Genomic DNA, 20354 nt, shown 5'->3' on the forward strand with positions numbered 1-20354 from the left:
ACGGGTTCAGGCTGCGTCCGCTTCCCGTTCAGCACGCTGGATGCGCAAAGCCTCCTCCAGTTGCTCGTTGTCGATCAGCTCGTGCTTGATGAGGAACGCGCCGATGCGTCCATCGCGCCTGGGATTGAACTGTGCCAGTGCGTCCATCAGCTGCTCTTCCGACAGCGCACCGATATCCAGCAGTATCGCGCCCAGAGGGCGGCGGTTGGCCTTGCTCAGCAGTACCGGCTCATGGACTTCGGTGACCTCGCCGAAGTACAGCGGGTTGTCCCTGTCTATGCGCTGTCCCAAAGCCTGCACCTCTTTCCAGTAGGTCTGCTCGGTATCGAGGGTGGCGAAGCGGTGGGCCGCCTGCTCGAAATCCTCGCGACGGTCCAGCGAACTCAGGATGGAAAGCAGCAGTAGCCAGGCTTGCGGTTTGTCCGGCGACTGTTCGAGTAACTTCTCCAGAATCTGGATGGCCAGTTCGGGGTGGCCGTGTACCGCGTACAGCTCAGCCTCTTCGATCACCCAGTCCGATTCCTGTTGAGGCTCGGTTACGGCAGCTTGTGTCGGCGGCACCGGCACCGGTACGGACTCGGGGGCGGCGGCGGGAGCAGGCACCTTGTCGGACTGGGGGGGAGTGGCCTCGGTCAGCGGGCTGGGCTGGGCGGGCTGAACCGGTGCTGGCACCGGGTCGACCTCACCATCTTCCAGCACGATGCTTGCGCCCGTCCATTGTGACTTCAACCGTTTGTTGTATTGGCGCAGGCCCAGCAGCAACAGCAGGATGGCGACCAGTGCCAGAGTGAGGTTGCCGACCAGCCCGGTGTCGGGTTCCGGGGGGGGAGGCGCAGCCGGAGCGGCAGGTTTGGCCGGGGCAGCGGCGGCGGGAGCCGAGGCCGGGCGGGCGGGCGCTGGAGCCGACCCTGCGGCAGGCGTTATACCCTGTGCCATCTGCAAGCGCATGAGCTTGAGCTCTTCCTGTAGCTCTACCACCTGGTGCTGCAAGGCGAGGAAGCTAGCTGTCTGATCGTCCTGATCAAGTTGGCGTTGCTGAGCCAGTATCTTGTTGCGTTCCGCCTCATCCAGCTTTCCGATGCGGCTGGTGTCGATCACGCTGGTGGATAAGCGCAGGTGGAACTCTCCGATTTCGGGCGCCTTCCGAGTGATGGGCGCGGATCGGTCATCGGAGGCTTGCGCCAGTTTCGTGGCAGCCCGTGGGTTACGGTTGGACTGACGGGGGCTGGGTGCGCTGACCGGTCGGCTCGCGGGTCTGGCCTTGATCGGCGTGGCGGTGCCGGTGGTCGGGCTCTGGATGGGGCTAGTATCTACGGTCGGGAGTGCACCAGGCGCAGCTTCCGGACTGGGAAGTACCGTGAACGTTCGGCTGACGCTGCCCTGGCCGGGGCAGCGCACTTGCAGTTGCAAGCGGACGAACATCTGGTTGAGTGGCTGGTGGCCCCGGATCAGTACCGTCGTGCCCTTGTCCTGTTGCAGTGACACGCTGGCCTGGGTGAGAAAGTCATCGGGCGAGCCGGTGTCAGGGGTGGTTAGCGCCAAGCAGTCTGCACTGATCGCCTCATTGTCTCCCAGAGACAGCGAGACCTTGGCCTTGAGCGGCTCACCCAGGTGACTTTGCAGCACGATGTCGCCGATGCCGATGGCCTGGGCGAGGCAAGGCAGCGCTAGCGCCAGTGCCAATCCCAGCGGGGTCGAGTGACGAAGCACCCAGGTGGGCACCGTATGCGCCCGAATGGTGTGCTGACTTTGAACGGAATCCATGCCATCCCTTTACTTATTCTGCGGCCTAGTCCTGCGCCGATCTGCTCCGTCGTGGCGCGAATCTGGTATCGTTGCGCCCTCGCGGAGACAGCCCCCTTGCGCGCGGCATTATAGCCCGATGCCCGCACGCATTGCCAAGCCGCTTGTGCCTTATCGACCGGATATCGGAGTTTTGAAGTGAATCTTGCCCTGTTTGACCTGGATAACACCCTTTTGGATGGCGATAGCGACTTCGAGTGGTCGCAATTCCTCATTTCTATCGGTGTGCTCGACCGCGAGTTGTTCGAAGCGAAGAACCTGCGTTTCTACGAACAGTACAAGGCGGGCACGCTGGACATCCACGAGTTCCTCGACTTTCAGCTCAAGCCCTTGTCGCGTCATGCGCGCCACGTGCTGGACGGCTGGCATCAGCAATTCATGCGCGACAAGATCATGCCGATGATCACGCCGCAGGCGCGCGCGCTGGTGGCCAGGCACCGCGATGCGGGTGATGTGTGCGTGATCATTACCGCCACCAACAGCTTCGTCACCGCACCCATCGCCCGTGAGTTCGGCATCGAGCATCTGATCGCCACCGATCCGGAGCAAAAGGATGGAGAATTCACCGGCGGCGTGGCGGGTGTACCCAGCTTCCGCGAAGGCAAGATCACCCGGCTGGAGCAGTGGCTGGCGGAGCGTGGCTGGAACTGGGCGAGCTTCGCGGAATCCACCTTCTATAGCGATTCCCTCAACGATCTTCCCTTGTTGCAACAGGTCAAGCATCCCGTGGCGGTGAAACCCGATGCTACCCTGCGTGCGCATGCCGAGCAGGCCGGTTGGCCAGTGCTGGCGTGGTAAGGGCGAAGAGGGACGGTGCAGGATATAGGCGCGCAGGTTTAATGCTTTTTTCGGCGACCTCTCTATAATGGGCGCGGCACTGCAAAGTGCCAGTCCGATTTGAACTGAACCTACCCTCAAGGAGACGAACATGAAACGATTGATCGCATTGGTAGTGATGGGTTTGAGCTTGATCGCGGCCCCCGCCGCGTTCGCAGGCGCACAGCAGGAAAGAATGAAGACCTGCAACAAGGATGCCAAGGAAAAGGCGCTCAAGGGTGACGAGCGTAAGGCGTTCATGAAGTCGTGTCTGAGCGGCGGCGGTGCGGCGGCTGAGGACGGCAAGGCCAAGCAGCAGAACAAGATGAAGGACTGCAACAAGCAGGCCGAAGGCAAGAAGGGCGATGAGCGCAAGACGTTCATGAGCCAATGCCTGAAGGGCTGATCCCTGATTTTTCAGGACTAAGGGCGCGGTGAGCGCCCTTTTCTTTATGCGAACGATGAATCCACGCTGGCTGTTCCTGTCGCTGCTGTTTGCCGCCGCCCTGTCCGTGGGCGGCGCGCTGGTGAGCGGCGCGTTGCCACTGGCGCTGGGCGACGTGTGGCAGGGCTTGCTGGGGCAGGGCGAAGCTGTGCAGGTCGTGCGCGAATTGCGCCTGCCGCGCGTGCTGGCGGCATTCGCCTGCGGCGGCTTGCTGAGCCTGGCGGGCGTGTTGTTGCAATCACTGTTGCGCAACCCGCTAGCCGATCCCTACATTCTGGGCGTGTCCGGCGGGGCGGCAGTGGGCGCGCTGGCGGCGATGTTGCTGGGCGCAGGGCTGCTGGCGGAGCAGGGCACCTCGCTGGGCGGGGCGCTGCTAGCCATTCTGGTCGTGTTCGGCCTGGGTTTTCGCCACGGTGAACGTAATCTCTATCGCTTGTTGTTGACGGGCGTGGTGCTGTCCGCCGGATGCGGTGCACTGGTCAGCCTGTTGCTGACACTGGCGCAGGCCGAGCAAGTGAAAGGCATGTTGTTCTGGCTGATGGGCGACCTGTCGCAGCCGCAAGGCTTGGGCGCGGCCTGGCTGGTGTTGTTCGCTGTCAGCGTGGCGGCGACGCTGGCGGCGGGTGGACTGGATGTGCTGGCGGGCGGGCGCGACAAAGCCGCCGCGCTGGGGCTGGCGGTCGGACGCTGGCAGGCGGCGCTGTATTTCGCAGCCGCCTTGCTCACCGTGGCGGCGCTGCAACTGGGCGGCAGCATCGGCTTCGTCGGCCTGCTGGTACCGCACGCCATTCGCTTGCTCGGCGTGACAGCACACCGCTGGCTGATTCCTTGCGCCGTGCTGTTGGGCGGCAGTTTTCTGGTGCTGGCCGACATGCTGGCGCGCACGCTGTGGTCGCCACTGCAACTGCCGGTGGGCATCTTCACCGCCCTGCTCGGCGTGCCGGTGCTGCTGTGGCTGCTGGGGAGGCGGGCGTGAGGCTGGAAGCGTGCAACCTCACCGTGAGCATAGGCGGCAAGACCGTCTGCCGCGACCTGAGTTTTGCCGTACAGCCTGGCCAATGCTGGGGCGTGCTGGGGCAGAACGGCGCAGGCAAATCCACCTTGCTGCGCACCTTGGCCGGTTTGTACGCGCCGGACGCGGGCGAGGTGCGCTGCGGCGAAGCTGCCATCTCTGCCATGCCGCGCCGCGACCTGGCGCAACAGTTGGGTGTGTTGTTGCAAAACGAAGGCGGCGAATTCTGGGGCACGGTGCAGGACTACGTGCTGCTGGGACGCTTCCCGCATCGCCGGGCGTTATTCGGCTATAGCGCCGAGGACGAAGCCATCGCACAACAGGCGCTGGCCGCCATGGAACTGACGGCCTTGGCGCAGCGCCCGCTCAACCAACTCTCTGGCGGCGAACGCCAGCGCGCCTCCATCGCCCAGTTACTGGCCCAGCAAGCGCACTGCCTGTTGCTGGACGAGCCTTTGCAGCATCTCGACCTGCGCCATCAAGCGCAGGTGATGAAGCTGCTTTCCGGCCTGCAAGAGCGCGCCGTGCTCATGGTGCTGCACGATCTGCTGTGGGCGCAGCGCAACTGCGATCATCTCTTGCTACTGTTCCCGGATGGCCGCGCACTGACCGGCCCCGCCGCCGAACTGCTGACCCGCGAACATCTGGAAACCCTCTACCAGTGCCGATTGCGCGAGGTCGCGGTGGAAGGGGAACGCTGTTTTCTTCCCGGTGTATAATCGCGCGTCATTTTGATGCCGTATTCCTCAACCCACGAAACCCATGATTAGAAAACTGTTCAAGCGCGTATTTGGCCGGTCGGCCAGGGCCAGGTCGGCGGTGAGCGGCGCGGCGATCCCGTTCGAGCAGCACGGTGTCAGCCGCGACGGTATCAGCTATGGCGCGAAGCGCGTCACGGATGGTTTGCAGGCTGCCGGGTTCAAGGCCTACGTGGTGGGCGGTGCGGTGCGCGATCTGTTGCTCCAGCGCGAACCCAAGGATTTCGATGTGGCGACGGATGCCACGCCGGAGGAGGTGCGCCGCGTGTTCCGCCGCGCCCACATCATCGGTCGCCGTTTCCGCCTGGTACACGTGATGTTCGGCCAGGAGACGGTCGAGGTCTCTACCTTCCGTCGTGCGCTGGAGGCTGAGGAGGCGCAGACCGACGCGCATGGCCGCATCCTGCGCGACAACGAGTTCGGCAACATGGAACAGGACGCGGCCCGGCGCGACTTCACCGCCAATGCGCTGTTCTACGACCCGACCACGCAGGAGATATTCGACTATCACCAGGGCGTGGCCGATGTTCAGGCCAAGGTGCTGCGCATGATCGGCGATCCCGCCACGCGCTACCGCGAAGACCCGGTGCGCATGTTGCGCGCGGTGCGCCTGTCGGCCAAGCTGGGCATGACCATCGCCCCTGCCACCGCGCAGCCCATCTTCGGCATGAAGGAGCTGTTGAGCAACGTGCCCGAGGCGCGGCTGCTGGACGAGATGCTCAAGCTGCTGTTGTCCGGCCATGCGGTCGAGTGTGTCAAGCAACTGCGCGCCATGCATCTGCATCACGGCCTGCTGCCGATGCTGGACGTGATTCTGGAGCAGCCGCTGGGCGAGCGTTTCGTCATGCTGGCGCTGGAAAACACTGATCGGCGCATTCGCGACGACAAGCCGACTTCGCCCGCCTTCCTGTTCGCCGCGTTGCTGTGGCACGAGGTGTTGACGGTGTGGAGCAAGCGCATGGCCACCGGCGAACGTCCGCTACCCGCGCTGAACGAGGCGATGGAGATTGTGCTGGAGCGCCAGCGCAAGAAGCTGGCCATCCCGCGCCGCTACGATGTGACGATGAAAGAACTGTGGCTGTTGCAACCGCGACTGGAGCAGCGTGCCGGGCAGCGCCCGTTCCGTTTGCTGGAGCAGCCGCGTTTCCGCGCCGCCTACGATTTCCTGCTGCTGCGTTGCGAGAGCGGGGAGGCCGATCCCGAGCTGGGCGAGTGGTGGACCGAGTTTCAGGATGCTACGGACGAGCGCCGCGCCGAGATGCTGGTGCCGGACAGCGACGGCGGACAAAAGAAACGCCGTCGTCGCCGCAAGAAACCGGCCAACGGCGCACCCGCCGCCGAGACTCCGGTCGGGGAATGAGCGTGGCCCACATCGCCTACATCGGGCTGGGCAGCAATCTGGCTGACCCGGCAGCGCAGGTTCGCGGCGCGTTGCGCGCCCTCGATAGCTTGCCGCAGACGCGCTTGCTGGCCCAGTCCTCGCTGTATCGCAGTGCGCCGGTGGGTTACCTCGATCAGCCGGATTTCGTCAATGCGGTGGCCAAGGTCGAGACCGGGCTGGGCGCACATGCCTTGCTGGATGCCTTGCTGGCGCTGGAGCAGGTCAATGGCCGTACGCGCGAGTTCCTTAACTCGCCACGCACCCTCGATCTCGATGTGCTGCTGTACGACGACCTGCAACATCACGAACACGGCCTGACCGTGCCGCATCCCGAGATGCACAAGCGGGCCTTCGTGCTGCTGCCGCTGCTGGAGATCGCGCCGGAGTGCGTCATTCCCGGCATCGGGCGGGCGGCGCAGGCCATGCAGGGCTGCACCGATCAATCACTGGAGCGGATGGAACATGTCGCTGGATAAGTATCGCCACATCGTCGTCGAAGGCCCCATCGGTGTGGGCAAGACCAGCCTGGCGCGCAAGCTGGCCGCGCACACCGGTGCGACCACCTTGTTCGAGAAACCGGAAGCCAACCCGTTTCTGGAGCGCTTCTATCTTGATCCGGCACGCTATGCCTTGCCTGCCCAGTTGTCCTTTTTGTTCCAGCGCGTCGCCGAGATGAAGCAGATGGACCAGTCCGGCCTGTTCGAGATCAGCACGGTGTCCGATTACCTGTTCGCCAAGGACGAGTTGTTCGCCCGCCTGAACCTGCCGGACGACGAATTCCTGCTCTATCAGCAGATGTTCCGTCACCTGTCACCGCAAGTGCCTGCGCCCGATCTGGTGATCTACCTGCAAGCCACGCCCGAAACGCTGATCGAGCGCGTCCATCGCCGTGCCCATCCTTACGAACGCCCCATCTCGGACAGCTATCTCGCTCGTCTGTCGCAGGCTTACAGCGACTTCTTCTATCATTACGATGCCGCGCCGGTGCTGGTGATCAATAGCGAGAACCTCAACTTCGTGGACAGCCCGGACGATTTCGTCATCTTGCTGGAACGCATCCGCCAGATGCGCGGGGCGCGCGAATATTTCAACGTCGGCTGAGCGCGCCGCGACTGAGGAGAGCCCTATGCGTACCACTCTGACCCAACTGCAAGCCCTGCGCGACAAAGGCGAAAAGGTTGCCGTGCTCACTTGTTACGATGCCAGTTTCGCCGCGCTGCTCGAAGCGCAGGGCGTGGACGTGTTGCTGGTGGGCGATTCCCTAGGCATGGTGCTGCAAGGCCACGAAACTACCTTGCCGGTAACGCTGGACGATATGGTCTACCACACCGGCTGCGTGTCACGCGGCGCGAAGCAGGCCTTCATCGTCGCCGATCTGCCCTTCGGCACCTCGCAGGTCAGCCCGGAAAAGACCTTCGAGAATGCTGCCCGGCTGATGGCGGCGGGCGCGCAGATGGTCAAGCTGGAAGGCGGCAGCGAGATGGTCGCCACCGTCGAATTCCTTACCCGGCATGGCATCCCGGTCTGCGCCCATCTCGGCCTCACCCCGCAATCTGTCCACCAGATGGGCGGTTACCGGGTGCAGGGCAGGGAGCAGAAACAGGCTTTGCAACTCATCGAAGCTGCCCGTGCACTGGAGCAGGCCGGGGCCGGGATGCTGGTGCTCGAACTGGTTCCTGCCGTGCTCGCCACCGAGATTACCGCCAATCTGAACATCCCCACCATCGGCATCGGTGCCGGTGCGGGTTGCTCGGGGCAGGTGCTGGTGCTGCACGATATGCTGGACATCTACCCCGGCAAGAAACCCCGATTCGTGCAGAACTTCATGGCCGGTGCGAGCTCCATCGCCGCAGCGGTGCAAGCCTACGTGGCCGAGGTGAAGGCAGGCACTTTCCCCGGTGCGGGGCAGGCGTTCTAGAGCTGTGCCGAGCAGCCCCTCCGTTTGCGGCATGCATCACCCGGTTTCCATAAACTACGGATTATGTTGTAATACTTTCGTTACACATCGGAATGGCAAACTATGAGCAAAGAGAACTACATCGGTTTCGATAAAGTGGTGCATGACGCTCTGGTGAGCGCGCGCGGCAAGAATCTGCCCGGCGGCAAGGAGGAACGGATCAAGGCGCTGGAGAAGAAACTCGACACTGCCATCCTGAGCCGGACCGAAATCGAGGCCATCCAGAAGCAACTGAAGGAACTGCGCAAGTAGCCTCCGCACCGGTGGGGCTTGGCTTCATGCTTGCCTTTGGGCCATGAGATGCGCTTTGGTTTGTAACCTCACCTTCTCGTCCACCTTGCGTCCGGTTGCGGTTTGGAGGATGCTCACATCACCGTCTGCATCCAAGGAACGTCGTGCTGCAAACCGCTACTCTCCATGACCTGCTCGGGCAACTCAGGTTTCGCATCAACGCAAACAATCGCCCTGTCCGTGAAGCACAGCTAGAACAACGCCTGAAGATATTTCCCGTCATGGTGTTCGGCCAGATGGGACTGGAGCCGCTGGTTGTTTGGCTGTTCTGGGGCACGGTCCCGCATCAGACCTTGCTGACCTGGCTCGGAGTCTTCTGGTTACTCCATGCACGCGAGATCGTCTTCTGGCGCCAGGTAAAGGCTCGTTCGCGCGAACTGAAAGACCTGCGCTACATCAGTCGGCACTTTACTTTCCTTTCACTGGCGGTCGGTGGCATGTGGGGCTTGGGGGCGATCCTGTTCTTTTCCGATTCCGAGACGAATCTCGCCTTCCTGATCAGCATCATGCTGGGGTTGGTGGCCGGCTCGACCGACTCCAATCCCAGCCACCCGCCGTCCCTGTACATCTTCCCGTTCATGGTGCTGCCGCCGCTGATCATCCGTCTGGCCTGGTCGGGTGGGTTGGACCATCAGCTGCTGGCGGCCATGCTCCTGTTCTTCATGTGCATCGTGCTCAGCGCGGGCCATCATTTGAGTGGAGCCATCTATGCCTCGTTACGACAGGATGCCGAGAACATCCGACTGGTGCAGACGCTCACCGAGCAGAAGCAGCAACTGTCCGCGACGCAGCTGCAACTGCAACAAGCCAACGAATTGCTGCGCCAGGACGGCGACGTGCTCATGCAGAAGGTCGAGGAGGGCACCACTGAGCTTTCCCGGCGGATGGACGAGCTGAATCAGATCAAGGAAGCCACGCTGCTTGCCTATGTCTCCCTCGCCAGCACACGGGACAACGAGACGGGCAACCATATCCGCCGCACCCAGCACTATGTACACAGATTGGCGCGGCACTTGCAGCGGCATCCACGCTTCCAGGGTTTCTTGACGGACGAGGTCGTCGAACTCCTGCCCAAGGTCGCTCCGCTGCACGACATCGGCAAGGTCGGCATCCCGGACCGCATCCTGCTCAAGCCCGACAAACTTACGCCGGAAGAGTTCGAGATCATGAAGACGCATGCCCTGTTGGGGGGTGAAGCCATCGCTGCGGCTGAAGCGAGGCTGGAGGTGAACAGCAGCTTTCTCCAGGTCGCCCGCCAGATAGCCACCTCACACCATGAGAAATGGGACGGCAGCGGCTACCCGCATGGGCTGTCGGGAGAGGCCATTCCGATTCCTGCGCGCCTGATGGCGCTGGCCGATGTCTATGATGCGTTGACCACCCGCAGGGTCTACAAGCCGCCGTTCAGTCATGAGCAGGCGTGCGCCATCATCCTCGATGGCAAGGGCACGCATTTCGACCCAGACATCGTCGAAGCCTTCCTCGATCTGCAACCAGAGTTTCAGGCGATCGCAACGGAATTTCAGGATTGATGCCCCGCCGCCTGGAGCAAGGCGGGCGCTAGGCTTCTTCCCGCATCCGCAGCGCCTCTTCGATGTCCACCGCCACCACCTTGGACACGCCTTTTTCCTGCATGGTGACACCGACCAGTTGCTGTGCCAGCTCCATGGTGATCTTGTTGTGGCTGATGAATACGAACTGGGTGTGCGGCGCCATTTTTCGGATGAGCTGGCACAGGCGCTCGGTGTTGGTGTCGTCCAGCGGCGCATCTACCTCGTCCAGCAGGCAGAACGGCGCGGGGTTCAACTGGAACAGGGCGAACACCAGCGAGATGGCGGTGAGCGCCTTTTCGCCGCCGGAGAGCAGGTGGATGCTGGAGTTCTTCTTGCCCGGCGGCTGCGCCATCACCTGCACGCCGCTGTCGAGGATCTCCTCGCCGGTCAGCACCAGCCGCGCCTCGCCGCCCGCGAACAGCACCGGGAACAGCTCGGCCAGATTGCGGTTCACCGCCTCGTAGGTGGCCATCAGCAACTCGCGCGACTCGCGGTCGATGCGGCGGATGGCAGTTTCCAGTGTATCCATCGCTACGCGCAGGTCGGCGGCTTGGGCATCCAGATAGGTCTTGCGCTGCTGTGCCGCTTGCAGCTCTTCGAGTGCGGCCAGGTTGACTGCGCCCAGCGCTTCGATCTCGCTGCCCAGCCGAATCAGCTCGCCCTGCAAGGCGGCGGGGCGGGCGTTGTCCAGCAAGGGCTGCAAGGCCGTCTCGTCCACGCCTTGCAACTGCTCCGCCCATTGCTCGAAATGCAGTCGCGCCTCTTGTTCCTTCAACGTCAGTTCGGCCACTTTGTCGCGCAATGGCGGCAGACGCTGCGCGCAGCTCAGGCGCTCGCTGTCGAGCCGATTCAGCGCCTGCGTCGCCTGTTCCAGCGCGTTGCGCGCCTCGGCCAGTGCCGCTTCGCGTTGCGTCCTGACCGTCAGGGCCTGCTGCACTTGCGTCTGTGTCTGCGCCTCGGGCAGGGCAGTCAGCTCGGCGCGAAACAGGCCGATGTCGTGCTCGATCTGCGCAAGCGAAACCTCGACGCGCTGGCGTTCCTGCGCCACGTCGGTCAGCTTGTCGGCGCAGGTCTTGGCGTAGTAACGCGCCTCCTGCAAGGCTTGCTGCGCCTGTTGCGAGCGCGCCCGCTGCTGGCGTAACGCGCTGTCCTGCTCGCCCAGATAACGCTGTGCCTGCGCTGCTTGTGCCTCGAACCCGGTCAGCGCATGACGCGCCGCTTCCAGTTGCACGGCGACCGCCTGTTGTTGCTCCAGTTCGCCAGTCAGACTGTCAGCGATCTCTTGCAACTCGCGGTCGATCTGTCCGGCTCGCTCGATGCTGCGCTCGTTGGCCTGCGCCAGTTTCAAGGCCTGCATCTGCAGACCGTGCAGATGCTGCTGCGCCTCGTTCACCTGCTGGCGTAACGGCGCGATTTGCGCCTCGGTGTCGGCGTGAGTGCGCTCGGCTGCCGATGCCTGCTGGCGCGCCGCCTCCAGATGGGCGCGTTGCTCCTGCGCTTCGCCATCCAGCTGCTCGATCTCGCGTTGCCGCGCCAGTACGCCGTGCAGCACGTTGTCCGGCGCGTGGAACGCCACCCCGTGTGCGCTGACCTGATGCCCCTGCGGGGTGACGAAGCTGCCGCCCGTCGGCAGTTCGTCCCGGTGCGCCAGCGCCTGTTCCAGGCTGTCCGCCACGTACACCGCCGCCAGCCAGTCATTCAGCGCAAGCTGTGCCATCGTATCGCCGCATTCGATAAGTGAACGCAAAGGGCGCAACCCTTCTGGAGCGGCATGGACTCTCGCCTCTCGCCCGGCCTGATACATCGCCACCCGCGCTGGCGCAGGTGGCGGCAACGCGGCCCCCGCTTCCAGCTGGATAGCATTGAGGCGCTCGCGCAGCACGGCTTCCAGTGCATTATCCCAGCCTGCCGCCACGCGCAGCGCTTGCCACAGGCGCGGTGCGGTTTGCAGGCCATGTTTCGCCAGCCAGCTGTTCAGCGCCTGGTGAGTGTCCAGTTTCTGTTGCAACTGCTGCAAGGCGGCCAGCCGTGCCTCGGTCTGCGCCAACACCCGCTCCTGCTGTACGGCGGCAGTGCGCAAGTGGCGACGAGCGATGTCGGCCTGCGGCAGTTGCGCCTGCAACTCGGCCAAATCCTTCTGCTGTTTGCTGCGCGTCGTTTCCAGCGCCGCCAGTTCGAGTTGGACGTGCTCCAGCGTGGCTGTGTCCGGTCTAGGCAAGTTGGCCTGTTCCAGCAGCAAGCGAGAGCGGCGCGACTCCAGTTGCTGGGTGGCGCGCTGCAATAGGCCGCGCTGCGACTCGGCCAGCTCCACCTGCTGCTGGCGCAACAGCCGTTCGCGCTGCACGGCGCTGAACTGGTTCTGCGCGTTGGCGGCCGCCGTCTCGAACTCGGGCAGCCGCGCGGCTTCAGCGGCGGCATTTTGCTCGGCATCACCCAATCGACCACCCGCTGCCGACTGTTCCTGCGTCCAGTGCGACTGCTTCTGCTTCACCGCCTGCAGCTGTGCCTGCTGCTGGGCGATCAGCCGTTCGTTGCTGGCAATCTGCTGTCCGATGCGCTGGCGCTGTGCTGCCAGATGGGCGATCTGCTGCTCCAGCCGCAGCACTTCGGCATTGGCTTCGTACAGCGCGCCCTGGCGCGCATGCACCTCGTCGGCCTGACGGTAATGGGCCGCCCGCGCCGTTTCGAGTTGCGCCTCGCTTGCGCGCAGCCTAGCCGTCTCGGCCTCCAGCGCAAGCTGGGCTTGCTCCACGCCTTGAGCGAACTTCGCCCGCTGCAGCGCAGCTTCCTGCCGCTTCACCAGCCACAGCAGTTGCTGGGCGGTGTCTCGTTGATGCTCCAGTGCGCGGTACCGCCGGGCGACTTCCGCCTGCTCCGCCAGTCGCAGCAGCTGTGCGTCCAATTCCTGCAACACGTCGTCCACCCGCAGCAGGTTGTCGCGGGTGTCGGCCAGACGGTTCTCGGTCTCGCGCCTCCGGTCGCGGTAACGCGACACGCCCGCCGCCTCTTCCAGGAACACGCGCAGCTCTTCCGGCTTGGCCTCGATGATGCGCGAGATCATGCCCTGCTCGATGATGGCGTAGGCGCGCGCGCCCAGCCCGGTGCCGAGGAAAATGTCGGTCACGTCCTTGCGGCGCACGTGCTGGTTGTTGATGTAGTAAGAGGAATCGCCGTCGCGCTTCAATATGCGCTTGATCGAGATCTCGGCGTAGCTGGCCCACTGTCCGGCGGCCTTGCCCAGCGTGTTGTCAAACACCAGTTCGACGCTGGCGCGCGCTACCGGCTTGCGTTGCACGGAGCCGTTGAAGATCACGTCCTGCATGGATTCGCCGCGCAGGGCGGAGGCCTTGGATTCGCCCAGTACCCAGCGCAGCGCGTCGATCACGTTGGATTTGCCGCAGCCGTTCGGACCGACCACGCCCACCAGCTGCCCCGGCAGCGCAATGTGCGTTGGGTCGACGAAGGATTTGAATCCGGCGAGTTTGATGTGGGAAAGCCGCATGGGTGTGGACGCGGTTATAATTCGCGCCATTCTAACCGAGTACACCACCATGAGCACACAACCCAGCAAGTCTTTGGAAACCTTCCCCAACCCGCATCCGGGCCGCGATTACCACATCCACATGGAAGTGCCGGAATTCACCTGTCTGTGCCCGAAAACCGGCCAGCCGGACTTCGCTACGCTGATCCTGGATTACATCGCCGACCAGCAATGCGTCGAGTTGAAGAGCCTGAAGCTCTACATGTGGGGCTTCCGCAACGAGGGCCATTTCCACGAAGATGTCACCAACCGTATCCTCGACGACCTGGTTGCCGCAACCGACCCCAAGTTCATGCGCCTCACCGCCAAGTTCTACGTCCGTGGCGGCATCTTCACCAACGTCGTTGCCGAACACCGCAAACCAGGCTGGCAACCCGCGCCGTTCGTGGAACTGAGCCAGTTCAGCACGCAGTCGAATACGCGGGGGTAATTCCCCTCACCCATAGTGCAGCGAGCCATGCAGCCCTTCTGGGTCTACCTCCTGCGCTGTGCCGACGGCAGTTATTACACCGGCCACACCGATGATCTGGAGCGGCGCATCAGTGAGCATCAGGAGGGCATGGCTGGGAGCTACACCTACAGCCGTCGCCCGGTGGAACTGGTCTGGGCGCAGGAATGCGCGACCCGGGAGGAGGCGCTGGGTGCCGAGATGCAACTCAAAGGCTGGAGCCGTAAAAAGAAAGAAGCCTTGATGCGTGGCGACTGGGGAGAGGTGAACCGCCTGGGGCGCGGCAAACATCGCCATCAACGACTTGGGCGAGTGGATACCATGATCTTGGCGATGCCCCGTGAGGGCAGTGCGAACCCTTCGACTTCGGGGGCTACGCCCCCTACGCTCAGGGCGAACGGGGTGGTTGAGTCTCAGAGAACATATCAGCCTGCCGCTCCCTGGGCAGCCTATCACCTCACACAAAACCACTCTTCACCGAACCCCGTTCGTCCTGAGCGTAGCGTAGCGAAGTCGAAGGACTTCCCCCAGTTTTCTCACGCAGAAAAGTTGCACCTCGGCCTCGACTTCGGTACTTCCGGCGCGCGGGCGTGTGTGGTGGATAGCGCGGGGAGCATCGTCTACGAGGCGCGCTGCGGGTTTACTTCCGGGCAGACTCCAGAGGGCTGGCGCACGGCTTTGCATGAGTTACTGTCTGGCTTGCCGCAGGACTTGGCCGGGCGGCTGGCGAGTATTTGCGTGGACGCGACCTCAGCCACGGTGTTGTTGTGCGACGCGGCACTGGAGCCCGTTGCGCCTGCCTTGCTGTACCACGATGCCCGCGCCACGGCCGAGGCGGCGGAGCTCAAGGCTCTCGCGCCGTCCGGCAGCACGGTGGCCAGTGCCACCTCCGGGCTGGCGAAATTCCTCTGGCTGACACGCCACGCAGACCTTTCCCGTGCCGCGTATTTCCTGCATCAGGCCGACTGGCTGGCGGCGTTGCTCACCGGGCTGGGCGGCATTTCCGATTATCACAACGCGCTGAAAACCGGCTACGACGTGGAACGCCTGTGCTGGCCGGAGTGGGTGAGGGCGTTGCCGCACGCGGCATTGCTGCCTGCTGTGGTCGCGCCGGGCGAGGCGCTGGCCCCGGTGTCGGCGGCGGTGGTGCGGCGCTTCGGCATCGCGCCGGAGTGTCAAGTACACGCGGGCACTACCGACAGCATCGCGGCCTTCATCGCGGCGGGCGTGACCCGGCCCGGCGAGGCGGTGACCTCGCTCGGTACCACGCTGGTGCTGAAGCTGCTCTCGGCGCGGCGCGTCGAGGCGGCGGAATTCGGCGTCTACAGCCATCGCTACGGCGATCTCTGGCTGGCGGGCGGCGCGTCCAACGCGGGCGGCGGCGTGCTGCGGCAATTCTTCGACGACGCCCAACTGGCCGAACTCTCTGCCCGCATCGACCCGGCGACCGACAGCCCGCTGGATTACTACCCGCTGCCGCGTCCCGGCGAACGCTTCCCGATCAACGATCCGACGCTCGCACCGCGCTTGTCGCCCCGGCCCCTTCGGTCGAACTCAGGGCAGGCTCCCGATGATGCCGAATTCCTGCACGGTCTGCTGCAAGGACTCGCCCGCATCGAAGCAGCGGGCTACGCGAAACTGGCGGAACTCGGCGCGACACCGTTGTGCGCCGTGGTCACGGCAGGCGGCGGGGCGAAGAATGCAGTCTGGCAAACCATGCGCCAGCGTTTGCTGGCCGTGCCGGTGACGAGGGCCGTACACGGGGAGGCGGCGTATGGCGCGGCATTGCTGGCCAAGTCGGGGCTGCCGTCAACTTAACCTCGCGTTCAGGCGTTGGTGGCTGGCGAGTGTGCACGATCGTCGTGTTCCGCTCCACAACCCATCAGGAGAATGACCATGTCCCACATCAAATCCCTCGTTCTGGCGCTGGCCGCCACTGCCTTGCTCGCCGGTTCGCCCGCCAGTTTTGCCTTGGATGCCGCCGCTCAGCCGACTCCAGACAAGGTGGTCAAGAAAGCGAAGAAGGTGAAGAAGCCCAAAGCGGCGCCGGCCCAGCCCGTCGCGGTATGCAAGGAATGCGGGACGGTGAGCGCCATCACTGAGGTCGAGAAGCAGGGTGAGGGTACCGGGCTGGGAGCGATAGGCGGCGGCGTGGTCGGTGGTCTGCTGGGCAACCAGGTCGGTGGTGGTACGGGGAACGACATCGCCACCATCGCCGGTGCCGTAGGTGGAGCCTACGTCGGCCATCAGGTCGAGAAGAAGGTGCGCACCACGGTGCAGTTCAATGTGGTGGTGAAGATGGAAGACGGTAGCGAGGCGACCATCACCGAAGACAAGAAGCCGGCGCTGGCTGTGGGTGACAAGGTCAAGGTGGTGGACGGTAAGCTCGTGCGCTGATCGCCGCTGCTCTTGCTCCAGTAAGACCATGACATTCCCGCGCAAGCGGGAATGTCGTTTTCAGACTATGCCGGACTCACTTGCCTGCCTGACGTAGCGCAGGTCGAGTCCATGCGGTCGCAACTCGTCCAGCAGCCGCCCCGTCTGGGGCGCTTCCAGCACGAACTCCACTACCACCGGCAACTCGCCACCCAGCTCGAAGAACATCTCCTCGTGCAAACGGCCATGCCGTCCGTAGCCGGCCAGGGCGCGGAAGGCGGTGCCGCCGGGGATGTCCAGACGGCGGGCGGTCTCCAGCAGCCACTCATAGAGCAGGACACCTTCGTGGTGCTGTCCTTCGCTGACGTAGAACTTCAGGGTTTCCATCGCGCCTCCTAGGCTTGCAGCCATTTGAACGACTGGATGCCGAGCACCGTCATCAGCAGGGAGCCGCCCAGATGGGTGGCGATGATGGCCGTGCCCCAGGCGTACTGGCCGCGCATCAGCAGGGTGACGGTTTCGGCGGAAAAGGTAGAGAAAGTGGTCAGCCCGCCGAGGAAGCCGGTGATGGCGAACAAGCGCCATTCCGGGGTCAGGCCGGGGTGCTGCATGAAGAAGGCGATGGCCAGGCCGATCAGATAGCCGCCGACCAGATTCGCTGCCAGCGTGCCCAGCGGCAACTCGGGCAGCGCTGGATTGAGCCAGAGGCCCAGTCCCCAACGCAGCCAGGCACCGAGGGCGGCGCCGAGTCCGATGGCGAGGAAGGGGAGCAAGTTCATGGCAACAAAATGGAAAGGACCGCGCGCATTGTAGCAGCGCGGCGGTGCTTAGTAGTACAACTCACCTTGCACTGCCAGTGCGCCGATGCGACCGTCCACTTCGCGCAGCTCGACTTCGTGCATCGGCAGTTCGGCTACATCCAGCGAGGCGCGGTATTGCGCCAGCGAGACCAGCTCGAAGCCCTGTGCCTTCCAACCTTCCAGCAGTTGCTCCAGGATAGGCAGCCATTTGCCGCCTTCCAGCTCGGCATGCAGGGTAAACACCTGCGACTGTTCCGGCTGGTGCTCGGTCAGGTGCAGGATGTAATGGGCGAGGTTGTCCAGCGTCAGGCCGTCGCGATTGACGAGCTCATCCAGCGTCGGCAGGGTAGTGGGCAGTTGCGGGCAGTTGATGATCTCGCCGTTCCAGGTCGGCAGGAATGGATGGCTGCCGCGCGTGTCCGAGCTGTAGGCGAAGCCGTGGCGCTGCATCAGCCGCAGCGCTTCGCGGTTCATCTGCCAACCGGCGGCGGCGTGGCAGGTCGGTGCGTCGCCGAAGATCTGCACGTAACGATCCACCGCGCGCTGTAACTCGCGCGCCGTCCACTCTGCGTCCTTGTCCACCACATGATCCTGCCAGCGGATGTGGTCGTAGCAATGGATGCCGACCTCGAAACCTTCGTCGCGCACTCGGCGCATGATGTCGCCGCAACGCTTGCCGATGTCCGGCGCAGGCAACAGCGTGCCATAGAGCAAGGTCTTGATGCCGTAATGCTCGCGCACCGACATGCGCGACACTTTGCCGAGGTAGCCGGGGCGGAACACGCGCTTGATGGCCCGCCCCATGTGATCGGGGCCGAGGGTGAAGAAGAAGGTGGCGTTCGCACCGTGCTTCTTCAGCGTCTCGATCAGGCGCGGCACGCCCTCACGGGTGCCGCGATACGTGTCTACGTCGATTTTGAGGGCGAGGTATTTGGGCATCCTACTTGCTGAGATAACAATAACCGTTCGGACTGAGCGTAAGGCGCGTAGCGGCTGAAGTCGAAGGCGCGCGCAAATCAAGCAGGCCACTTCGACTCCGGGGGCATTGCCCCCTACGCTCAGTGCGAACGGAGTTTCGGAGAAGCTTAGTCTACCAGCCCCTTCGCTTCGGCGATCTGGCTGCGGTAGGCTTCGAAGATGCTGCGCAGGGTGTCGGCCATGCTGGTGGTTGGCTTCCAGTTCAGATCTTCGCAGGTGTTGGTGATCTTGGGCACGCGGTTCTGCACGTCCTGATAGCCTTTGCCGTAATACGCAGCGGAAGTGGTCTCGACGATCTTGACCTTGGCGGCGGTGTCGCGGTACTCCACGTATTCATTCGCCAGCTTCATCATCATGTCAGCCAGATCACGGATGGAGTAGTTGTTGGTCGGGTTGCCGATGTTGTAGATCTTGCCGGTGGCCACGCCATCCTTGTTCGCGATGATCTTCATCAGCGCGTCGATGCCGTCGCCGATGTGGGTGAAGGCGCGCTTCTGATGGCCGCCATCGACCAGGCTGATGTTCTCGCCACGGGCGATGTGGCCGAGGAACTGAGTCACCACGCGCGAGCTGCCTTCCTTGGGGGTGTGGATGGAGTCCAGACCCGCACCGATCCAGTTGAACGGGCGGAACAGGGTGAAGTTCAGGCCTTCCATGCCGTAGCCCCAGATCACGCGATCCATCAGCTGCTTGGAGTTGGAATAGATCCAGCGCGGCTTGTTGATCGGGCCGCAGATCAGCTCGGAGTTGTCCGGATCGAATTCCTCGTCGTGGCACATGCCGTAGACCTCGGAGGTGGACGGGAACACCAGATGCTTGTTGTACTTCACGGCGGCACGCACGATGGGCAGGTTGGCCTCGAAGTCCAGCTCGAACACGCGCAGCGGCTGCTTCACGTAGGTCGACGGCGTGGCGATAGCCACCAGCGGCAGGATCACATCGCACTTCTTGACGTGGTACTCGACCCACTCCTTGTTAATGGTGATATCCCCCTCGAAGAAGTGAAAGCGCGGCTTGCCGATCAGGTCAGAGATGCGGTCGGTGCTCATGTCCATGCCATAGACTTCCCAGTCGGTGGTGGCCAGGATGCGGTTGGACAGGTGATGGCCGATGAAGCCGTTCACGCCGAGAATCAGGACTTTTTTCATTTCACTTCCTCAAGTATTAAATTCGTATCTTGCGTCGCCAAACTTGGCCGCGAACTCCGCCGCGCTCAGCTCCGTACCCGTCAGCTCGAAACGCAGCACGCGCAGCACGCCGCTGCCGCAGATGGCATAAGCCTTGCCGTCCTTCACATAGAAGGCGGGGGCTTCTTTGCCTGCCGCCGTGTGGTTGCAACACGTTACTGGCGCAGCCTGCCACTCGCGGGAGCAACCACATTGCGGCTCTTCCCGCACCAGAGTGCTCCGCACCACCGTGTCAGAGCCGCACCTAGTCACCAGCGTTTGCAGGATGCGCATCGGGTGTCCCAGCAGCGTCGTGGTCGCGCCCGGATAGGGCGGGGCGACGGCGCGGACGAGATTATGGATGGTTTGCGCGGACTGCGCCCAGTCAATTTCGCCGTCCTGCGGTTTGCGACCACCGAAGTAGCCGCCCAAGCTCAAATCCTGTTTCAGGCGCGGCGCGGTTCCGGCCAGCAAGGCAGGCAACACGCCGTCCAGCGCCAGCTCGGCAGCGACCGTCACCTTCTGGAATACTTCATGCGCGGTGTCGTTGGGCAGAATGGGGATCGCCTGCTGCGCCACGATGTCGCCGTTGTCTGGCTTCTCGGTCATGTAGTGCAAGGTCGAGCCGGTCTCGGTCTCGCCCTTGATGATGGCCCAGTTCACCGGCACCCGGCCACGGTACTTGGGCAGCAGCGAGCCGTGCATATTGAGCGCACCCAGGTTCGGGATCGCCAGCAGCGGCGCTTTCAGCATCTCGCGGTAGTAGAAGGAGAAGTAGAAATCCGGCGCGAGGGCGCGGATCTGCGCTACGACTTCCGGCGCGTTCGGATCGTCCGGCGTGATGGTCGGAATGCCGTGCAGTTCAGCCAGCTTTTGCACGCTGTCGAACCAGATGTTCTCGTTCGGGTTGTCGCGGTGTGTCACCACCAGTTTCACCTCCACCCCGTGCGCCAGCAGCACCGAGAGGCAGCGGACGCCGACATTATGGTACGCAAACACGACTGCGCTACGCATAATTAGGCTCCCGGA

At 63.5% G+C, this 20354-nt stretch carries 20 protein-coding genes; 13 read left to right on the forward strand and 7 right to left on the reverse strand.

The window, feature by feature from the left end; translation table 11 throughout:
* Nucleotides 1–6: 6 nt before the first annotated feature.
* Nucleotides 7–1764 (reverse strand): type IV pilus assembly protein FimV, encoded by a 1758-nt coding sequence (locus DM08_RS12355; protein ID WP_051938130.1) that lies wholly within the window; start codon nucleotides 1762–1764, stop codon nucleotides 7–9.
* A 177-nt stretch (nucleotides 1765–1941) separates the two neighbouring features.
* On the opposite strand from DM08_RS12355, the gene DM08_RS10430 reads away from it, so the two are divergent.
* The 10 genes from DM08_RS10430 (at nucleotide 1942) to DM08_RS12360 (ending at nucleotide 9995) form a co-directional block, all read left to right on the forward strand.
* Nucleotides 1942–2601: a histidinol-phosphatase gene (locus tag DM08_RS10430; protein WP_035384603.1), complete on the forward strand. Its 660-nt coding sequence runs from the start codon at nucleotides 1942–1944 to the stop codon at nucleotides 2599–2601.
* A 130-nt stretch (nucleotides 2602–2731) separates the two neighbouring features.
* On the forward strand, nucleotides 2732–3025 hold the full coding sequence (locus DM08_RS10435) for a PsiF family protein (protein ID WP_035384604.1): 294 nt from the start codon (nucleotides 2732–2734) through the stop codon (nucleotides 3023–3025).
* A gap of 55 nt (nucleotides 3026–3080) precedes the next feature.
* Entirely contained in the window at nucleotides 3081–4040 is a 960-nt protein-coding gene (locus DM08_RS10440; protein WP_035384605.1) for a FecCD family ABC transporter permease, read from the forward strand.
* Entirely contained in the window at nucleotides 4037–4795 is a 759-nt protein-coding gene (locus DM08_RS10445) for an ABC transporter ATP-binding protein (RefSeq protein ID WP_035384606.1), read from the forward strand. The genes DM08_RS10440 and DM08_RS10445 overlap by 4 nt, the downstream gene beginning before the upstream one ends.
* A 43-nt stretch (nucleotides 4796–4838) precedes the next feature.
* Nucleotides 4839–6194 carry a polynucleotide adenylyltransferase PcnB gene (pcnB, locus tag DM08_RS10450; protein WP_035384607.1) on the forward strand — a complete coding sequence of 452 codons (1356 nt, stop codon included), beginning with the start codon at nucleotides 4839–4841 and terminating at the stop codon, nucleotides 6192–6194.
* Nucleotides 6191–6691 carry a 2-amino-4-hydroxy-6-hydroxymethyldihydropteridine diphosphokinase gene (gene folK / locus DM08_RS10455; RefSeq protein WP_035384608.1) on the forward strand — a complete coding sequence of 167 codons (501 nt, stop codon included), beginning with the start codon at nucleotides 6191–6193 and terminating at the stop codon, nucleotides 6689–6691. The genes pcnB and folK overlap by 4 nt, the downstream gene beginning before the upstream one ends.
* Nucleotides 6678–7316 (forward strand): deoxynucleoside kinase, encoded by a 639-nt coding sequence (locus tag DM08_RS10460; protein ID WP_035384609.1) that lies wholly within the window; start codon nucleotides 6678–6680, stop codon nucleotides 7314–7316. Before folK ends, DM08_RS10460 begins: the two co-directional genes overlap by 14 nt.
* Nucleotides 7317–7341: 25 nt before the next feature.
* A complete protein-coding gene (panB, locus tag DM08_RS10465) occupies nucleotides 7342–8133 on the forward strand; it encodes a 3-methyl-2-oxobutanoate hydroxymethyltransferase (protein ID WP_035384610.1) in 792 nt (263 codons plus the stop codon).
* Between the two features lie 102 nt (nucleotides 8134–8235).
* Nucleotides 8236–8424, forward strand: a complete 189-nt coding sequence (locus DM08_RS10470) for a hypothetical protein (protein ID WP_035384611.1) — start codon at nucleotides 8236–8238, stop codon at nucleotides 8422–8424.
* A gap of 143 nt (nucleotides 8425–8567) precedes the next feature.
* Nucleotides 8568–9995 carry an HD-GYP domain-containing protein gene (locus DM08_RS12360; protein ID WP_051938134.1) on the forward strand — a complete coding sequence of 476 codons (1428 nt, stop codon included), beginning with the start codon at nucleotides 8568–8570 and terminating at the stop codon, nucleotides 9993–9995.
* A 28-nt stretch (nucleotides 9996–10023) separates the two neighbouring features.
* Here DM08_RS12360 and smc read toward each other — a convergent pair whose 3' ends face one another.
* Nucleotides 10024–13518, reverse strand: a complete 3495-nt coding sequence (gene smc, locus DM08_RS10480) for a chromosome segregation protein SMC (RefSeq protein WP_035384612.1) — start codon at nucleotides 13516–13518, stop codon at nucleotides 10024–10026.
* Between the two features lie 49 nt (nucleotides 13519–13567).
* Here smc and queF point away from each other — a divergent pair, with 49 nt between their 5' ends.
* The 3 genes from queF (at nucleotide 13568) to DM08_RS13270 (ending at nucleotide 16402) form a co-directional block, all read left to right on the forward strand.
* Nucleotides 13568–13987, forward strand: coding sequence for a preQ(1) synthase (gene queF / locus DM08_RS10485; RefSeq protein WP_035384628.1), 420 nt, complete (start codon nucleotides 13568–13570; stop codon nucleotides 13985–13987).
* 27 nt (nucleotides 13988–14014) lie between these two features.
* A complete protein-coding gene (locus tag DM08_RS10495; RefSeq protein WP_081908867.1) occupies nucleotides 14015–15823 on the forward strand; it encodes a GIY-YIG nuclease family protein in 1809 nt (602 codons plus the stop codon).
* 78 nt (nucleotides 15824–15901) lie between these two features.
* The gene (locus tag DM08_RS13270; protein ID WP_051938135.1) at nucleotides 15902–16402 is read left to right on the forward strand and encodes an outer membrane lipoprotein; all 501 of its coding nucleotides are present in this window, start codon (nucleotides 15902–15904) and stop codon (nucleotides 16400–16402) included.
* 60 nt (nucleotides 16403–16462) lie between these two features.
* Here the strand turns inward: DM08_RS13270 and DM08_RS10505 are convergent, their stop codons facing one another.
* The 5 genes from DM08_RS10505 to DM08_RS10525 all read right to left on the reverse strand — a co-directional run bounded on the left by DM08_RS10505 (nucleotide 16463) and on the right by DM08_RS10525 (nucleotide 20339).
* Complete coding sequence (locus DM08_RS10505; protein WP_035384615.1) at nucleotides 16463–16768, reverse strand: DUF190 domain-containing protein; 306 nt, start codon at nucleotides 16766–16768, stop codon at nucleotides 16463–16465.
* Nucleotides 16769–16776: 8 nt separating this feature from the next.
* The gene (gene crcB / locus DM08_RS10510) at nucleotides 16777–17160 is read right to left on the reverse strand and encodes a fluoride efflux transporter CrcB (RefSeq protein WP_035384616.1); all 384 of its coding nucleotides are present in this window, start codon (nucleotides 17158–17160) and stop codon (nucleotides 16777–16779) included.
* A 48-nt stretch (nucleotides 17161–17208) separates the two neighbouring features.
* Entirely contained in the window at nucleotides 17209–18120 is a 912-nt protein-coding gene (locus DM08_RS10515) for a polysaccharide deacetylase family protein (RefSeq protein ID WP_035384617.1), read from the reverse strand.
* 146 nt (nucleotides 18121–18266) lie between these two features.
* The gene (locus DM08_RS10520; protein WP_035384618.1) at nucleotides 18267–19307 is read right to left on the reverse strand and encodes a bifunctional UDP-4-keto-pentose/UDP-xylose synthase; all 1041 of its coding nucleotides are present in this window, start codon (nucleotides 19305–19307) and stop codon (nucleotides 18267–18269) included.
* Nucleotides 19308–19316: 9 nt separating this feature from the next.
* On the reverse strand, nucleotides 19317–20339 hold the full coding sequence (locus tag DM08_RS10525; protein ID WP_035384619.1) for a formyltransferase: 1023 nt from the start codon (nucleotides 20337–20339) through the stop codon (nucleotides 19317–19319).
* Nucleotides 20340–20354: the final 15 nt, after the last annotated feature.

The organism is Ferriphaselus sp. R-1 (assembly GCF_000746095.1).
In the GTDB taxonomy this organism is placed as follows: domain Bacteria; phylum Pseudomonadota; class Gammaproteobacteria; order Burkholderiales; family Gallionellaceae; genus Ferriphaselus.

What these genes read in the sequence shown, in the direction of transcription:
- DM08_RS12355 (WP_051938130.1), bottom strand. Translation starts at nt 1,764, where the DNA reads ATGGATTCCGTTCAAAGTCAGCACACCATTCGGGCGCATACGGTGCCC.
- DM08_RS10435 (WP_035384604.1), top strand. Translation starts at nt 2,732, where the DNA reads ATGAAACGATTGATCGCATTGGTAGTGATGGGTTTGAGCTTGATCGCG.
- DM08_RS10440 (WP_035384605.1), top strand. Translation starts at nt 3,081, where the DNA reads ATGAATCCACGCTGGCTGTTCCTGTCGCTGCTGTTTGCCGCCGCCCTG.
- pcnB (WP_035384607.1), top strand. Translation starts at nt 4,839, where the DNA reads ATGATTAGAAAACTGTTCAAGCGCGTATTTGGCCGGTCGGCCAGGGCC.
- folK (WP_035384608.1), top strand. Translation starts at nt 6,191, where the DNA reads ATGAGCGTGGCCCACATCGCCTACATCGGGCTGGGCAGCAATCTGGCT.
- DM08_RS10460 (WP_035384609.1), top strand. Translation starts at nt 6,678, where the DNA reads ATGTCGCTGGATAAGTATCGCCACATCGTCGTCGAAGGCCCCATCGGT.
- panB (WP_035384610.1), top strand. Translation starts at nt 7,342, where the DNA reads ATGCGTACCACTCTGACCCAACTGCAAGCCCTGCGCGACAAAGGCGAA.
- DM08_RS10470 (WP_035384611.1), top strand. Translation starts at nt 8,236, where the DNA reads ATGAGCAAAGAGAACTACATCGGTTTCGATAAAGTGGTGCATGACGCT.
- smc (WP_035384612.1), bottom strand. Translation starts at nt 13,518, where the DNA reads ATGCGGCTTTCCCACATCAAACTCGCCGGATTCAAATCCTTCGTCGAC.
- queF (WP_035384628.1), top strand. Translation starts at nt 13,568, where the DNA reads ATGAGCACACAACCCAGCAAGTCTTTGGAAACCTTCCCCAACCCGCAT.
- DM08_RS10495 (WP_081908867.1), top strand. Translation starts at nt 14,015, where the DNA reads ATGCAGCCCTTCTGGGTCTACCTCCTGCGCTGTGCCGACGGCAGTTAT.
- DM08_RS13270 (WP_051938135.1), top strand. Translation starts at nt 15,902, where the DNA reads ATGTCCCACATCAAATCCCTCGTTCTGGCGCTGGCCGCCACTGCCTTG.
- DM08_RS10505 (WP_035384615.1), bottom strand. Translation starts at nt 16,768, where the DNA reads ATGGAAACCCTGAAGTTCTACGTCAGCGAAGGACAGCACCACGAAGGT.
- crcB (WP_035384616.1), bottom strand. Translation starts at nt 17,160, where the DNA reads ATGAACTTGCTCCCCTTCCTCGCCATCGGACTCGGCGCCGCCCTCGGT.
- DM08_RS10515 (WP_035384617.1), bottom strand. Translation starts at nt 18,120, where the DNA reads ATGCCCAAATACCTCGCCCTCAAAATCGACGTAGACACGTATCGCGGC.
- DM08_RS10520 (WP_035384618.1), bottom strand. Translation starts at nt 19,307, where the DNA reads ATGAAAAAAGTCCTGATTCTCGGCGTGAACGGCTTCATCGGCCATCAC.
- DM08_RS10525 (WP_035384619.1), bottom strand. Translation starts at nt 20,339, where the DNA reads ATGCGTAGCGCAGTCGTGTTTGCGTACCATAATGTCGGCGTCCGCTGC.